The sequence below is a fragment of the Pseudomonas sp. PI1 genome (genome assembly GCF_000812405.1).
In the GTDB taxonomy this organism is placed as follows: Bacteria; Pseudomonadota; Gammaproteobacteria; order Pseudomonadales; family Pseudomonadaceae; genus Pseudomonas; species Pseudomonas citronellolis.
Genome location: NZ_JWMC01000004.1, coordinates 16,277 through 29,711, shown reverse-complemented (window position 1 = coordinate 29,711; position 13,435 = coordinate 16,277). Strand labels below are relative to the sequence as shown.

General features: G+C 70.5%; 14 protein-coding genes. 8 read left to right on the top strand and 6 right to left on the bottom strand.

The window, feature by feature from the left end; all coding sequences use genetic code 11:
• Positions 1 to 26 precede the first annotated feature (26 nt).
• The 5 genes from RN02_RS01225 (at position 27) to RN02_RS01205 (ending at position 3,236) form a co-directional block, all read left to right on the top strand.
• Positions 27 to 857, top strand: a complete 831-nt coding sequence (locus tag RN02_RS01225; RefSeq protein WP_043312647.1) for an SDR family oxidoreductase — start codon at positions 27 to 29, stop codon at positions 855 to 857.
• 2 nt (positions 858 to 859) lie between these two features.
• Positions 860 to 1,237 (top strand): hypothetical protein, encoded by a 378-nt coding sequence (locus RN02_RS01220; RefSeq protein ID WP_009616073.1) that lies wholly within the window; start codon positions 860 to 862, stop codon positions 1,235 to 1,237.
• A gap of 97 nt (positions 1,238 to 1,334) precedes the next feature.
• Positions 1,335 to 2,006 (top strand): tyrosine-protein phosphatase, encoded by a 672-nt coding sequence (locus RN02_RS01215; protein ID WP_043312645.1) that lies wholly within the window; start codon positions 1,335 to 1,337, stop codon positions 2,004 to 2,006.
• Positions 2,007 to 2,068: 62 nt separating this feature from the next.
• Entirely contained in the window at positions 2,069 to 2,956 is an 888-nt protein-coding gene (locus RN02_RS01210; protein ID WP_052267620.1) for a TIGR01459 family HAD-type hydrolase, read from the top strand.
• Between the two features lie 31 nt (positions 2,957 to 2,987).
• On the top strand, positions 2,988 to 3,236 hold the full coding sequence (locus RN02_RS01205) for a hypothetical protein (RefSeq protein WP_009616070.1): 249 nt from the start codon (positions 2,988 to 2,990) through the stop codon (positions 3,234 to 3,236).
• 279 nt (positions 3,237 to 3,515) lie between these two features.
• On the opposite strand, the gene RN02_RS01200 is transcribed toward RN02_RS01205, so the two are convergent.
• From RN02_RS01200 to RN02_RS01185, 4 genes are all read right to left on the bottom strand, one after another.
• Complete coding sequence (locus RN02_RS01200) at positions 3,516 to 4,649, bottom strand: ABC transporter permease (RefSeq protein ID WP_043312643.1); 1,134 nt, start codon at positions 4,647 to 4,649, stop codon at positions 3,516 to 3,518.
• 9 nt (positions 4,650 to 4,658) lie between these two features.
• Positions 4,659 to 5,831 (bottom strand): ABC transporter permease, encoded by a 1,173-nt coding sequence (locus RN02_RS01195; RefSeq protein WP_043312641.1) that lies wholly within the window; start codon positions 5,829 to 5,831, stop codon positions 4,659 to 4,661.
• Positions 5,813 to 6,784 (bottom strand): HlyD family secretion protein, encoded by a 972-nt coding sequence (locus RN02_RS01190; protein WP_043312639.1) that lies wholly within the window; start codon positions 6,782 to 6,784, stop codon positions 5,813 to 5,815. The genes RN02_RS01195 and RN02_RS01190 overlap by 19 nt, the downstream gene beginning before the upstream one ends.
• An 86-nt stretch (positions 6,785 to 6,870) precedes the next feature.
• On the bottom strand, positions 6,871 to 7,344 hold the full coding sequence (locus tag RN02_RS01185; protein WP_009616066.1) for a phosphate-starvation-inducible protein PsiE: 474 nt from the start codon (positions 7,342 to 7,344) through the stop codon (positions 6,871 to 6,873).
• Positions 7,345 to 7,512: 168 nt separating this feature from the next.
• Between RN02_RS01185 and RN02_RS01180 the strand changes: the two genes are divergently transcribed.
• The gene (locus tag RN02_RS01180) at positions 7,513 to 7,791 is read left to right on the top strand and encodes a DUF3509 domain-containing protein (protein WP_024128466.1); all 279 of its coding nucleotides are present in this window, start codon (positions 7,513 to 7,515) and stop codon (positions 7,789 to 7,791) included.
• Between the two features lie 239 nt (positions 7,792 to 8,030).
• Complete coding sequence (locus RN02_RS01175) at positions 8,031 to 8,288, top strand: YebG family protein (RefSeq protein ID WP_009616064.1); 258 nt, start codon at positions 8,031 to 8,033, stop codon at positions 8,286 to 8,288.
• Between the two features lie 375 nt (positions 8,289 to 8,663).
• Here the strand turns inward: RN02_RS01175 and RN02_RS01170 are convergent, their stop codons facing one another.
• Positions 8,664 to 9,692 carry a Glu/Leu/Phe/Val dehydrogenase family protein gene (locus RN02_RS01170; protein WP_043273133.1) on the bottom strand — a complete coding sequence of 343 codons (1,029 nt, stop codon included), beginning with the start codon at positions 9,690 to 9,692 and terminating at the stop codon, positions 8,664 to 8,666.
• 173 nt (positions 9,693 to 9,865) lie between these two features.
• Here RN02_RS01170 and RN02_RS01165 point away from each other — a divergent pair, with 173 nt between their 5' ends.
• On the top strand, positions 9,866 to 10,675 hold the full coding sequence (locus RN02_RS01165; protein ID WP_043312637.1) for a SirB1 family protein: 810 nt from the start codon (positions 9,866 to 9,868) through the stop codon (positions 10,673 to 10,675).
• 162 nt (positions 10,676 to 10,837) lie between these two features.
• Here the strand turns inward: RN02_RS01165 and RN02_RS01160 are convergent, their stop codons facing one another.
• Positions 10,838 to 13,357 (bottom strand): LuxR C-terminal-related transcriptional regulator, encoded by a 2,520-nt coding sequence (locus RN02_RS01160; RefSeq protein ID WP_043312635.1) that lies wholly within the window; start codon positions 13,355 to 13,357, stop codon positions 10,838 to 10,840.
• Between the last annotated feature and the right edge of the window lie 78 nt (positions 13,358 to 13,435).

Genomic DNA, 13,435 nt, shown 5'->3' with positions numbered 1-13,435 from the left:
ACGCGCCCACGCCAAGGAAAGCCGCCATGCCCCAACCCGTCGCCCTCATCACCGGCTGCTCCAGCGGCATCGGCCGCGCCCTGGCCGAGGCCTTCCAGGGCGCCGGCTACAGCGTCTGGGCCACCGCCCGGCGCGACGAAGACGTGGCCGCCCTGGGCCAGGCCGGTTTCCGCGGCGTGCGGCTGGACGTCGACGACGGCGCCGCCATCGCCCGCCTGGCCGAGCAGCTGCAGCGCGAGGCCGGCGGCCTGGACGTGCTGGTCAACAACGCCGGCTACGGCGCCATGGGCCCGCTGCTGGACGGCGGCGCCGAAGCCCTGCGCCGGCAGTTCGAGACCAACGTCTTCGCCGTGGTCGAGCTGACCCGTGCCTGCTTCGGGCTGCTGCGCGAACGCCGTGGGCTGGTGGTGAACATCGGCAGCGTCTCCGGCGTGCTGGTCACCCCCTTCGCCGGCGCCTACTGCGCCTCCAAGGCCGCGCTGCACGCGCTCAACGAGGCGCTGCGCCTGGAGCTGGCGCCCTTCGGCATCGGGGTGCTGGAGGTGCAGCCCGGCGCCATCGCCTCCAGCTTCGGCGCCAACGCCGGGCGCACCTGGCAGGCGCTGGTGGACGACCGCTCGCCCTGGTGGCCGCTGCGCGAGTTCATCCGCGCCCGCGCCGGCGCCTCCCAGGACAAACCCACCCCGGCCGCCGAACTGGCCCGCCAGTTGCTCGCCGCCGTGCAGCGCCAGCCACGCCCGCGCCTGCTGCGCGTCGGCCACGGCAGCCGCGCCTTGCCGCTGCTGGCCCGCTGGCTGCCCAGCGGCCTGCTGGACAAGGCCCTGAAGAAACGCTTCGGCCTGGACGGGAGCCTCTAGCCATGCCCATCCGCACCCGCTACTACGCCCTCGCCGGCATCCTCGTCGCCATGGTCCTCAACGTGCTGCTGCGCACCCTGCTGCGCTACGGCCTGGTGCCGGTGAACCTGCTGGTGGCGCTGGCCATCGGCGCCGGCATGGCGTTCTTCTTCGCCCGCCGCGTGGGGCGCCTGCCCAGCGTCGGCGAGCGCTGGCGCCTGCTCGGCTTCTACGCCGCCGGCCTGGCCCTGCTGTACCTGGCGCTGGTGGCCCTGGCCGCCTGGCGCAACCCGCCGAGCCACGCCGCGCTGCTGCTGTACCTGGTGAATTACCTGGTCTACCCGCTGGCCGCCTGGTGGTTCTTCCGCCCGCCGGTGCAGGCGCGCTTCCTGCCCCGCTGATCGCCGCGGGGCGTCTTCACGCTTTTTTCACAATCTTTTCATCCGGGCTTTATCGCCCGCCGCCTACTGTCTGCGCTCCGCCAGCCAGGAGGCCCCCATGCGCCCCGCCCTGCCCTTTTCCGTCCTGCGCCATTGTCTGCTCGCCCTCGCCCTGGTCACCGCAGCGGCCCATGCCGACGAGCGCCCCGCCGCCTGGGCGCAGCCGGTGGACAAGTCGTTCAACCTCTATCGCATGTCGCCCAGCCTCTACCGCAGCGCCCTGCCCGACGGCCAGGACCTGCCGCTGCTGCAACGGCTCGGCGTACACACGGTGCTGAGCTTCATCAAGGACGACGACAAGGCCTGGACCGGCGCCGCACCGCTGCAGATCCTCAGCTTCCCGACCCACGCCGACCGCGTCGACGACGCCGACGTCATCCGCGTGCTCAACCTGCTGCAGGCCGCCCAGCAACAGGGCCCGGTGCTGATGCACTGCAAGCACGGCAGCGACCGCACCGGGCTGTTCTCCGCCATGTACCGCACGGTGGTCCAGGGCTGGAGCAAGGAAGACGCGCTCAAGGAAATGCGCGAGGGCGGCTTCGGCAGCGCCGACGACATGGCCGACGCCATCCACTACGTGCAGAACGCCGACGTCGACGCCATCCGCCAGGCCATGGCCGAGGGCCGCTGCAGCCCCAGCCCGTTCAGCCTGTGCCACCTGCGCGGTCTGGTGGAGGTGCCGGTGGCCCCGGCGCCGGAGAGCGTCGCCCAGGCCCGCCCGGCCAGCTGAAAGCATTCACCCGCCTGCCCGCGGTGCGCTAGGCTGGAGCCTTTCCCCGCGACAGGCTTGCCATGACCTCCCCACGCTTCAGCGCCGTCACCCACACCCGCCTCATCGACCACGCCGGCCTGGATACCTTCTGCGCCGGCTACGACGGCTTCCTCCTCGACCTCTGGGGCGTGTTGATCGACGGCGCCGAGGCGTTCCCCGGCGCCCTCGCCTGGCTCCGCCGCCGCGCCGCCGAGGGCCGCCCGGTGTGGTTCCTCAGCAACGCCTCGCGCAGCGTCGTGGAAATGGCCGACACCCTGGAAAGCCTGGGCGTGCCGCGGGAGCTGTACGCGGGCATCACCACCTCCGGGCAACTGGCCATCGACGCCATCGAGCACGACACCCAGCTGCAGCGCGGCGGCATCTGCATCGCCGGCGTGGCCGACGCCCTGGGCACCTGGCCTGCGCACATCCGCGAGCGCTTCGGCACGGATATCCACAAGGCCACGCTGATCCTCGGCGTCGGCAGCTTCCCCCAGGACGAGCTGGAGGCGCGTTTCGAACCGCTGCGCCACGCGCTGGACCTGCCCTTCCTCTGCGCCAACCCGGACCGCGTGGTGGTCTCCGCCGGGCGCACGGTGTTCGGCGCCGGCCGCCTGGCCGAAGCCTTCGCCGAGGAAGGCGGCCAGGTGCGCTGGTTCGGCAAGCCGGACCCGGCGGCCTTCCGCATCGCCGAGCGGCAGCTGCAGGCGCGCGGGGCGCAGAACATCCTGTTCGTCGGCGACTCCCTGGTGACCGACGTGCCCGGCGCCCTGGCCGCGCGCATCGACACCCTCTGGCTGGCCGCCACCGGCATCCACCGCCAGGCCCTGGGCGTGCCCTTCAACGGCGAGCTGGACGCCGACAAGGTGCAGGCGCTGCTCGACGGCTACGCAGTCCGACCGCACTTCGCGGCGCCCGGGTTGGTCTGAAGTCAGGACGACAGCCGCGGGAAACCGCCCCATGCACGAACTCCTCGACCTGCTGCAATGGCCGGCGATGCTGGTCACGGTACTGGCCGCCTGGCTGGTCGGCTCCCGCGAGCGCCGGCGGCGCAAGCTCGGCTTCTGGACCTTCCTGGCCAGCAACGCCCTGTGGATAGCCTGGGGCCTGCCGGCCAAGGCCTACGCCCTGGTGCTGCTGCAACTGTGCCTGGCGGCGATGAATATTCGCGGCAGCTACAAGAACCGGCGCAAGGGGCGCGATGCCTGAGCTCCGGGTTCGAATCCGCAGCGGCCGGGGGCCAAGGTCAAACGGCGGATAACGCCGTAGGCGTTATGCGCCCTACGCAACACCCAGCCATGGCGTAGGGCGAATAACCGTTCGCGGTTATCCGCCGATACACCCAAGCCCATGCCCGGCTCCACGGTCAGGATCGGAGCCCCGTAGGATGGGTCGAGCGAAGCGATACCCATCGCCATGGCCACAGCGAGATCCGCTCCCGCGGGCAGGCACGGCTTCTCGTAGGAGCGAGCAAGAGCGCTTCGGGGCTCACCAACCCTTGAGCTGGTCCCAGCGCCAGTTGCGGAACTGGTAGATCAGCGTGCCCAGCAGGCCGTAGGCGGCGGCCATGCCGAGCAGCACCAGGATGCGGTCGGAAACCGCCGAGAGCGGCAGGTTCATCTGGTTCATCTCCACCACCGCGCGGATCGCCCAGGTGGAGGGGATGCCGTTGGCCAGCCACTGCACCCACTGCGGCATGGCCTGGGGCGGCCAGGTGAAGCCGGCCATGTAGAACAGCGGCAGGGTGATGAAGGTCATGGTCAGGTACACCGCCTCTTCCGAGGGCAGCAGCTCGGCGAGGAATTCGCTCAGGGCGATCACCGCCAGCAGGAAGGGCAGCACCAGGCCCATGAGCATGAAGAACGAGGCGGTCTGCCGGTAGCCCATGATCCACGGCCAGATCACGTAGAAGAGCATGGCCAGCACCGTCCAGATCAGCAGCTGCGCGGCGTAGCGGCCGAAGCGCGTGGACGGCGGCTGGCGCAGCGAGCGCGGGGTGCCGCCGCGCAGGTTGAGGTTCACCCGGGTGCAGGACAGCAGCAGGCTGTGCTGCAGGATCAGCGTCACCAGCCCCGGCAGGACGATGGCGGCGAAGCTGGTGCCGGGGTTGAACAGGTCGGTCAGCTGGCCCACCACCGGGCTCAGCAGCACCTCGGCCTGGCTCGCGCTGAAGCCGTTGTGCAGCAGCAGGTGGGCGTTGTAGCGCAGCGTCAGCTCGTTGTAGGTGGCGCTGATGTCCTGCTGGATCTGCCCGTTGGCCATGCGGTTGGTGGCGTCGCCGAAGATCGGCACGCTCACCGCCTCGCCGCGCAGCACGCGCTTTTCGAAGTCCACCGGGAGGATGACGATGCCGAACAGCCGGCGCCAGGCCAGGTCGTGCTGCGCCGTGGGCAGCTCGCTGTAGCTGCGCACGGCGATCTTGGGCGCGGCGTCGAGCAGGCGGATCAGCTCGCGGGAGGCGGCGCTGTGGTCCATGTCGATCACCGCCACCGGCAGGTCGTCCATGGTGCGGTGGGCGTAGGGCAAGGTGGTCAGCGCCACCGACAGCACGGTCAGCAGCCACAGCGGCTTGCCCAGCATGTTCTTCAGGGTCTGCCTGAGGACGCTCCAGAAGTTCTCCATGGCGCCTCCTCAGGCCGGGCTCAGGTCGAGGCGCCGGCGCAGGCGCAGCTTGGCGATCATGTAGGCCAGCAGCGGGTAGACCAGCAGCCGGCAGCAGGCGTACAGCCCGGACTCCGGCGGGGCCTGGCGCAGGAACTGGTCGAACAGGCCGTGCAGGGTGTGCGTCAGCGGCTCGGCCAGGCTGATGAAGCGGGCGATCTCGGGCATCGCCAGGTCCGGCAGCAGCACCCCGGAATAGGTCTGCGCCACGCCGATCAGCAGGCCGATCAGCGAGTAGGCGCTGAAGCGGTTGGCGGTGAAGATGAACAACACCAGGCCGACGCTCTGCGCGGCCATCACGTAGCACACGGTGATCGCCAGCATCCACAGCGGGCTGCCGTTGATCTTCGCGCCGTTGAGCGTCACCAGCAGGAACAGCTCCAGCATCAGCAGCGCGCTGAACAGTAGGGTGTAGGGCGCCAGCTTGCCCAGCAGGCGCACGCCCAGCGCCCGGGCGCGCAGGATGTGCGGCGAGGAGGCGCGCAGTTCCGGGGCCTCGCGGGCCAGCACGTGGACGGTGGCGACTATCACGAACAGCTGCAGCAGGTGCACGATGGCGGCGAACTGCTGGTAGTAGATGTAGTTGCCGCTGGCGTTGAACAGGCTCTCGTAGGCCACGCTGATGCTCGCCAGCTTCGGCAGCGGGGCGCCCGCGCCGGCGGCCAGGTAGGGGCGCAGGTCCTGGTTGACGCCGGCGACCAGGCCGCTGAAGTCCTGGGTGGAATAGAAGCCGGCGGAATAGAACAGCGAGTTGTAGTAGAGCACCGCGCGCGGCTGGCGCCCGGCCAGGGCGTCGGCCTCGAAGTCGCGGGGGATGTACAGCAGCGCGTAGTCGTCGGCCGCGCGCAGGCGCCGCAGGCCTTCCTGCAGGCCGCCGCCGAGCACCTCGACCTGGGCGTGGGAACCGGCGTCCAGTTCGCGCACCACGCGCCGCGACAGGTGGCTGTGGTCGGCGTCGACCACGGCCACCGGCATGTCCAGCAGGGTGCCGGCCTGGTAGATGCCGCTGATCAGGGTGAACAGCAGCAGCGGCCATAGCCAGCCGAGCCAGTGGATGGTCCAGCTGCGCACGGCGATGCGCGTCTCGGTGTTGAACGCCTGGGCGAAGCGCTGCAGGTTGCGCCTTATTGCTGCCATTGCCACAGCGCGCTCATCCCCGGACGCAGGCCCTGCACCGCTTGCAGCGGGTACAGGCGGACCTCGAAGGTCTTCAGGTCGAAGTCGCCGGTGGCGCGGGTGGCGCGCTTGGTGGCGAAGTCGCCCAGCGGGGCGATGTAGCGCACCTCGGCCTCCACCTCGGCGTCTCCCAGCGCCGGGATGCGCAGCTTCACCTTGTCGCCCTTGCGCACCTTGGCGAGGATGTCCTCGCGCAGGTTGAACACCAGGTAGCTGTCGGACAGCCGCACCAGGGTCAGCAGCGGGCTGTAGGCGTTGATCAGCTCGCCCTCCTCCGCCGGGATCGGCCCGACCTCGCCGTCCACCGGGGCGAGCACGGCCAGGTCGTCGGTCTGCGCCTGCAGTTCGGCGATCTGCGCGTCGGCGCGGCGCACCGCGGCCTGCAGCGCCTGGCGCACTTCCTCGCGGTCGCCGCGCTGGCCCTGGTCGAGGTTGGCCTGGGCCTCGGCCACCTGGTTGCGCGCCACGTCGCGGGCGCGCCGGGTGGTGTCGAGCTGGGCCTGGGAGACGAAGCCGCGGCCGGCCAGTTCCTCGTTGCGCTGGAAGTCCAGCTCGGCGTTGCGCAGCTCGGCCTGGGCCTGCTGCAGGCTGGCCTGGAGGGCGCGCAGGGTTTCCTCGCGGGTGCCGTGCAGGGATTCGTCGAGCTGCGCCTGGGCCTGGCTGCGCCCGGCGCGCAGGGAGTCCAGCTGGGCCTGCAGCTCCGGGCTACTCAGGCTTATCAACAGCTGGCCCTTCTGCACGTCGTCGCCACGCCGCACATGCAACGTCTCGACGCGGCCCTTGGCCTTGGAGGCGACTATGACTTCGGTGGCGTCCGCCTCGCCTTGCAGCAGCAAGGGCTGGGTGTGCAGACGCAGGTACAGGGTGATGGAGATGATTACCAGGAGCAGCAGGGGTGCGAACAGCTTCCAGCCCTTCATCGTGCGGGTCTTCCCTCGGCGGCGCGAATTATTCCGATCTTAGTGCATCGCGGCCGCCAAGGGGGCCATTGCTGCTCGAAGCGCCGTCAGCGCTCGTCGTCCTGCAGCAGCGCCTGCTCGCCCTTGCCCGACGGCGCCGAGGGGAAGCGCGAGGAGGCGTAGCGTACCACCAGGATCGCCAGGGCCAGCAGCAACAGGGCCACCGAGACCAGGATGATGCCGTCGTCGGGCACGTGGTTGTGCTGGATGTCGGCGATCATCAGGCGCGTCAGCGCGGTCATCGCCACGTAGATCAGGAAGCGCACCGGCATGTGGTTGGTCTTGAAGTAGATGCCGACCATGGCGCCCAGTTCGAGGTAGATGAACAGCAGCAGGATGTCGTCGATGCTCGCGTGGCCCTTCTCGAACATCTCGACGAAGGCCACCGCCGCCGACCAGAACACGGTGCCGCCGATGGCGAACAGCGCCAGGTAGTGGAAGCCCTCCACCAGCAGGTTGCCCAGCGACTCGGCCATTCCGTGCATCTGTTGGCGCATGCGTTCGGCCCATTGCAGTTTCATCCGTCGACTCCCGGTTCGATAAAGCGATTGTTGGCTTGGTACGTGCAAGACACACGCCATTGACCCTGGGCAGCAATAGCCTGCCGAGGCTGCGGCAATATGAATGCGAACTTTGCTGACGCCTTCCAGTCCATGAAGGGTCACGCCACCACGCAGGCAGGATCGAAGATGGAAAGCCCCTTCCAGGTACTCACCGATGCATTCCAGGCCCAGTTCCGGGTCAATTTCAGCCTCGAACGGCCGGACGGCAGCATCGTGCTGACGCTTTCCACCGAAGCCGGCGTGGCGGCCAAGCGGCTCATCCGCAACGCCCAGCTGCAGGACGCCGAACAGCTGCAACGCCTGATCCAGAGCATCCGCTTCGGCATCGCCATCGAGCAGGGCGACAGCGCCCCGCGCCTGCTGGCGGACATGACCGCCGGCCGCGCCCTGCGCATCGCCTCCTGAGCCTTCCCCCCGCGCGCCCGGCCAGTCTGCCGGGCGCCGCCGCCGCGCGCCATCCACCAGCCCCGCGCCAACTTGTCGCATGCCCTGCCATGGCCCCGCGTGCCCCGAAGCGGTTCGCCGGCCATACTGGCCTTCTGCGATTTCCCTCTTCCCAGGGGCCGGGCGATTGCCTTATGCTTAACTGTATAAATAAACAGTATTTACTCCCCCAGACAGCAAGAAGGCATACGAGGTGATGAATGGCCGTCGAAGTGGTGTACCGCAGCAGCCGCGATCCGGAGCGCCTGTTCATGGATAAGGCAGAAGCCGACCGGCACGACAAGATGCTCGAACTGGCGGAGAACCTCGCCGCCGTCCTGCACAAGGCGGTGCCCTCGCTGAACGAGGAGCAGGTGGAGGAAGTGGGCATCTTCATGGCCCGCCACCGCGACACCTTCGCCCGCGCCTTCAAGAACCAGCCCGACGCCCTTGGCGAGTTGTTCGCGGAAGGGGAATAAGCACCGGGGGGCTCTGCGGGACAGGTCCCGTGCTTCCCGGCTACCTGTAAGAGCGCGCCCTGCTCGCGAAATCGCGCGCAAGGTGCGCTCCTACAGAGGAATGGCGCCTTCCGGCAGCTATGGTGTTTCGAGGTGACTCCGCACCCTCTCCCCAGCCCTCTCCCTGAAGGGAGAGGGGGCTTGTCCGTGCCGAGAGGAGGAATGGTTTCAGCCGGTAATTTCTGTGCTAGCCGGCTAACGCCGAAACATCAACATCTGCCCAACGGTCCCCTCTCCCTTCAGGGAGAGGGTTAGGGAGAGGGAAAGGCGCTTCCCTCATGCAGCAGCGTCCCAGGGAAACTCCATTCGCGACCCAATAGCCCCCGCTGCAGCCTGTCATCCCCCATGTCCATAGAGAATCCGCTCTGCAAGCATGTCGGCCACCCGCGCCGGCGAGCGGTGGTCGGCCTGGGCGTGGGCGAACACCTCGGTGAGGCGGTTGCCGATCTGCGCCAGGTGCGCGGTGATCGCCGGCAGCTCCTGGCCCTGGTGCTGCAGGGCGACGTAGATCAGCCCGCCGGAATTGATCACGTAGTCCGGCGCATAGAGGATGCCGCGGGCTTCCAGCTCGTCGGCCACGTCCGGGTGCGCCAGCTGGTTGTTCGCCGCGCCGGCCACCACCGCGCAGCGCAACTGCGCCACCACCGGCGAGCTGAGCACCCCGCCCAGGCCGCAGGGCGCGAGGATGTCGCAGGGCGTGGTCAGCAGCGCCTCGTTGGCGATGGGCTGGGCGCCGAACTGGTCGACGGCCAGTTGCACCTTGCCCGGGTCCAGGTCGCTGACCAGCAGTTCGGCGCCGGCGGCGTGCAGGTGTTCGCACAGGGCGTAGCCCACGTGGCCCAGCCCCTGCACGGCGATGCGCAGGTCTTCCAGGTCGTCGCTGCCCAGGCGCGCCTGGGCGCTGGCGCGGATGCCGGCGAACACGCCCAGCGCGGTATGCGGCGAGGGGTCGCCGCCGCGGGTGGTGCTGGTGACGTGGTCGGTGTGCTGGGCGATGCAGTCCATGTCGGCGCTGGAGGTGCCGCTGTCCACCGCGGTGACGTAGGCCCCGCCGAGGCTTTCGATGAAGCGGCCGAAGGCCTCGAACAGCGCGCCGCGGTTGTCCACATGGGGCGCGCGCAGGATCACCGCCTTGCCGCCGCCCTGGCGCAGGCCGGCCAGGGCGGCCTTGTAGCTCATGCCCTGGGCCAGGCGCGCAGCGTCGCGCAGGGCCGCCTCGTCGTTGGGATAAGGCAGGTAGCGGCAGCCGCCCAGGGCCGGGCCCAGGCGGGTGCTGTGGATGGCGATGACGGCCCGCAGCCCGGTGGCCGGGTCGTAGGCGAGGTGCAGTTTCTCTAGCCGGGTGGCTTCCATCATGTCGAACATGGCGGCGCTCCCTTGCTGGCGCGTGAGGGTCGGCCGGCGGCGCCTGCCGCGGCCGGCCCCTTCAGTATAGGCAGAGGCGCCGCGGGCCAGCGGCGGCGCCGACGACCAGCCGCGGCGGCTCTGGACGGCGCCCCGGCGCTGCGGGTAAAACGCAGTATCAGCCGGAGAACGCCATGGACCCGCGCCAAGCCTGCCTCGCCTGCCTAGCCCAGGAGCCACCAGCGCTGTTCGAGGCGGCCCTGTGGATAGCCGCCGAGCACGAGCCGCACCTGCCGCCCGAGCAGGCCCTGCGCGTGCTCGACGACCTGCAGCGGCAACTGCAGGCGACGCTGCCCGTGGCCGCCGGCGACATCGAACGGGCCCAGCTGCTGCTGCGCCGGCTGAACGAGCTGGGCTTCGCCGAGGACGACGACGTGCCCCTGCTGGCCCGCGCCGCCCTGCTGCCCCAGGTGCTGCAGCGCCGCCGCGGGCAACCGTTGTCGCTGGCGCTGATCGCCCTGGAGCTGGCGCGCCGCCAGGGCATCGCCCTGCAGGGGGTGAATTTCCCTGCGCGCTTCCTGCTGCGCGTGCCCGGCGCCGACCACCTGCTCGACCCCGCCACCGGCCGCCGCCTCTACCCCCGCGACTGCCGCGACCTGCTGGCCCGCCACCTGGGCCCGAACGTGGAACTGAGCGCCGCCTTCCTGCGCAACGCCGAGCCACGCGAGATGCTCCAGCGCCTGTCGCGCAACCTGCGCCAGTTGCACCAGGCCGCCGGCGACCACCTGGCAGCCCTGAAGGACGCCCAGCGCGTACTGGAACTGGGCGCCGCCAACGCCGCCGACCACCTGGCCCGCGCCGACCTCTACCACCAGCTGGAATGCCCCCAGGCCGAACGCTACGACCTGGAGCGCGCCCTGCTGCTGAGCGACGACCCGGCCGAGCAACTGCGCCTGGGCCAGCGCATCGAGGCGATCGCGGTGCAGAAGAAGGCGTTGCACTGAACGGGGGCTTAGGCGTGTAAGCGCGATGGGTATCGCTTCGCTCAACGCCATCCTACGAAAAGCGCTTCGGCACCCACCTGTAGGAGCGCGCCCTGCGCGCGAATCGCGGGCAGGGCCCGCTCCTACAATTTGCTGTGAGGTATGGAGTTTGCTCGTGGGGCATCAGGCTTTGAGCAGCCCCAGCTCCTTGGCCCGGGCCACGGCCTGGGTGCGGCGTTCGACGCCGAGCTTGCCGTTGATACGCCGGGCATGGGTTTTCACGGTGTGCAGGGAGATGAACAGGCGCTCGCCGATCTCCAGGTTGGAGCAGCCGCGGGCGATCAGTTCCAGCACCGACAGTTCGCGCAGGCTGAGCAGCGGCGCCGGGCGTTCGCCGGCCTGTTCGGCCAAGCGTTCCGGCAGGCGCTGGCGGGCGTCTTCCAGTATCGCTTCCAGGCCGTGGCGGCGGGCCAGTTCCAGGCCTTCCTGCCAACAGTCGCGGGCCTGTTCGTCGGCGCCGGCGGCGGCATGGGCCAGCGCCAGCCCCAGCAGGACCTCGCAGACCAGGGCCATGCGCCCCTGCCGCTGCATTTCCGCCAGCAGGTTCGACAAGCGCTCCAGCGCCCGTTGCGCCTGGCCGTCCTGGATATCCGCCATGGCCAGCTGGCATTCCACCCGCAGCAGCAGGTCGACCGCCGAGGCCGGCGCGCTGCGGCCTTCCTCGCGGTAGCGGCCGAGCACCCGGGTGAAGATTTCCCGGGCCTGGGCGGTCCGCCCCTGGCGCAGGCCGAGGGTGCCGCCGGCCAGCAGCAGCGGGCCGCGGTAGACCGCTTCGGGGATGTGCTGCAGTTGCATCTGCCGCTCGGCTTCGAGCAGGCGGTTGAACGCCACGTCGAACTGGCCCTGGCGCGCATCCAGCATCGCCAGGCCGATGTAGCCGTACAGGGCGCAGGGGTCGAGGTTGCGCTGCGCGCCGCGCAGGCCGTCCTGCATCAGCTGGCGCGCCTCGGCCGGGCGGCCCTGGTGGTAGCACGCCCAGCCCAGGCGCAACTGCGCGCGGCAGGCCACCGGGCAGCCGCTCTGGTGCCGTTCGGCCAGGGTGTCGAGCATGCGCCGCAGCAGGGCTTCGGCGCGCGGCAGCTCGCCGCGCTGGGCCAGCAGGTAGGCGTGGTCGATCTCCAGGTAGGCCTCGAAGATGGCGCTGCCGCGGGCGCGGGCCAGCTTCAGGGCGTCGCGGTTGAGCAGGCGAGCCTCGTCCAGGCGGCCGTCGATCAGCGCCAGTTGGCTGAGCGCGGACAGGCTGATCAGGCGCTGCGCCCAGGCTTCGTCCGGCAGGTCGTCCAGGGCGGCCTGCAACAGCGGCGCGGCCTCGCGGCGGCCACGGGCGTGGGCGAGCATGCCGGCCAGGCCCAGCCACTGTGCCACCAGCGCCCGCTGGCGCGCCTCGCCGGGCAGCGGCAGGAAGCGCGAGAAGGCCGCCAGCTGCGCCTCGACTTCGTCCAGGCGCCCGCCGAAGAGCAGTGCCCAGGCATTGAGGATCAACAGCCGCGGCGTGCTCGCCAGCAGCTCTTGCGGCAGTTCCTCGCGCAAGCGCAGCACCCGCGCCACATTGTGGCCTTGCAGCAGTTGCTCTTCGGTCAGGCGCTGCAGCAGGCTGGCGGCGACGTCGGGCTGCTCGGCGCGCAGCGAGTGTTCGAAGGCGGCGTGGATGTCGCCCTGCTGGCTGTACCACTGGCAGGCCCGGCGGTGCAGGCTGTAGGGCGAGCCGTGGCCCATGTCGGCGAGTTCGTCGGCCAGCAGCGGCGGCAGGCGGTACCAGGCGCCGGCGCCCTCCTCGCGCTGCAGGCCGACGCCGCGCTCGAGCAGGGCGTCGAGGACGCCCTCCTGTTCTTCGAAGAGGTACTCGGCCAGGGAGGTGCAGCAGCGGGTGAGCCGCGCCAGGTCGCAGAGCACCTCCGCCAGCGGCGCCGGCAGGGCGTCGAGGATTTCCCGCTGCAGGTATTCGCGCAGCAGCGGCCGGCCGGCCTCGGCCAGTTGCCCAGGCGAAGGCGTGCCCGCCTCGGCCGGCCAGCCGAGCAGGCGCAGGCGGATGCCGGCGCACCAGCCGTCGGTCTGCTCCAGCAGCGCCAGGCGCAGTTCCTCCGGCCAGTCGCGGCCGTTGCGCAGCAGGAAGGCTTCCAACTCGGCGGCGTCGAAGCCCAGTTCCGCCGCGCCCAGCTCCAGCAGTTCGCCCTCCAGCAGCAGGCGCGCCAGGTTGCACGCCGGGCGCCGCCGGCTGGCCAGCCACCAGGACACCCAGGGCGAAGCCTGGGCCAGCAGGCGATCGAGGCAGGCGTCCAGCGCGGCATCGGGTTCGCGGGGGTAGTCGTCGAGCATGATCCACAGCGGCTCGCGGCAGTCGCGCAGGCGGCCGAGCACTTCGACCTCGCCGACCGGCCCCAGGCCCAGGGCCTCGCCCAGGCGCCGGCACAGGGCCGCGGCGTAGAGGGCCTCGCCGCCCAGCGCCAGCCAGGCGATGCGGGTGCCCGCCGGGGCGGCGCGCGCGCACTCGCCCAGCAGCACGGTCTTGCCGTGCCCCAGGGGCGCGAGCAGCAGGCGCAGGCGGTGTTCCTCGTGCAGCAGGGCCTGGCGCAGGCGTGCGCGCGGCAGATGCTGCGGTGGCAGGCGAGGCAGCGAAGCGAGGGTGGCGACAGCGTCGATCATGGGCGGGGTCCGACCGATTCTGACGTTCGAGACTAGTCAGCAGTCGGGCCCCAGGGAAGGGCTATCAGCCGGATGTAT

What these genes read in the sequence shown, in the direction of transcription:
- RN02_RS01180 (WP_024128466.1), top strand. Translation starts at nt 7,513, where the DNA reads ATGGAAAGCCCCTTCCAGGTACTCACCGATGCATTCCAGGCCCAGTTC.
- RN02_RS01220 (WP_009616073.1), top strand. Translation starts at nt 860, where the DNA reads ATGCCCATCCGCACCCGCTACTACGCCCTCGCCGGCATCCTCGTCGCC.
- RN02_RS01175 (WP_009616064.1), top strand. Translation starts at nt 8,031, where the DNA reads ATGGCCGTCGAAGTGGTGTACCGCAGCAGCCGCGATCCGGAGCGCCTG.
- RN02_RS01205 (WP_009616070.1), top strand. Translation starts at nt 2,988, where the DNA reads ATGCACGAACTCCTCGACCTGCTGCAATGGCCGGCGATGCTGGTCACG.
- RN02_RS01210 (WP_052267620.1), top strand. Translation starts at nt 2,069, where the DNA reads ATGACCTCCCCACGCTTCAGCGCCGTCACCCACACCCGCCTCATCGAC.
- RN02_RS01190 (WP_043312639.1), bottom strand. Translation starts at nt 6,784, where the DNA reads ATGAAGGGCTGGAAGCTGTTCGCACCCCTGCTGCTCCTGGTAATCATC.
- RN02_RS01225 (WP_043312647.1), top strand. Translation starts at nt 27, where the DNA reads ATGCCCCAACCCGTCGCCCTCATCACCGGCTGCTCCAGCGGCATCGGC.
- RN02_RS01165 (WP_043312637.1), top strand. Translation starts at nt 9,866, where the DNA reads ATGGACCCGCGCCAAGCCTGCCTCGCCTGCCTAGCCCAGGAGCCACCA.
- RN02_RS01170 (WP_043273133.1), bottom strand. Translation starts at nt 9,692, where the DNA reads ATGTTCGACATGATGGAAGCCACCCGGCTAGAGAAACTGCACCTCGCC.
- RN02_RS01185 (WP_009616066.1), bottom strand. Translation starts at nt 7,344, where the DNA reads ATGAAACTGCAATGGGCCGAACGCATGCGCCAACAGATGCACGGAATG.
- RN02_RS01215 (WP_043312645.1), top strand. Translation starts at nt 1,335, where the DNA reads ATGCGCCCCGCCCTGCCCTTTTCCGTCCTGCGCCATTGTCTGCTCGCC.
- RN02_RS01200 (WP_043312643.1), bottom strand. Translation starts at nt 4,649, where the DNA reads ATGGAGAACTTCTGGAGCGTCCTCAGGCAGACCCTGAAGAACATGCTG.
- RN02_RS01160 (WP_043312635.1), bottom strand. Translation starts at nt 13,357, where the DNA reads ATGATCGACGCTGTCGCCACCCTCGCTTCGCTGCCTCGCCTGCCACCG.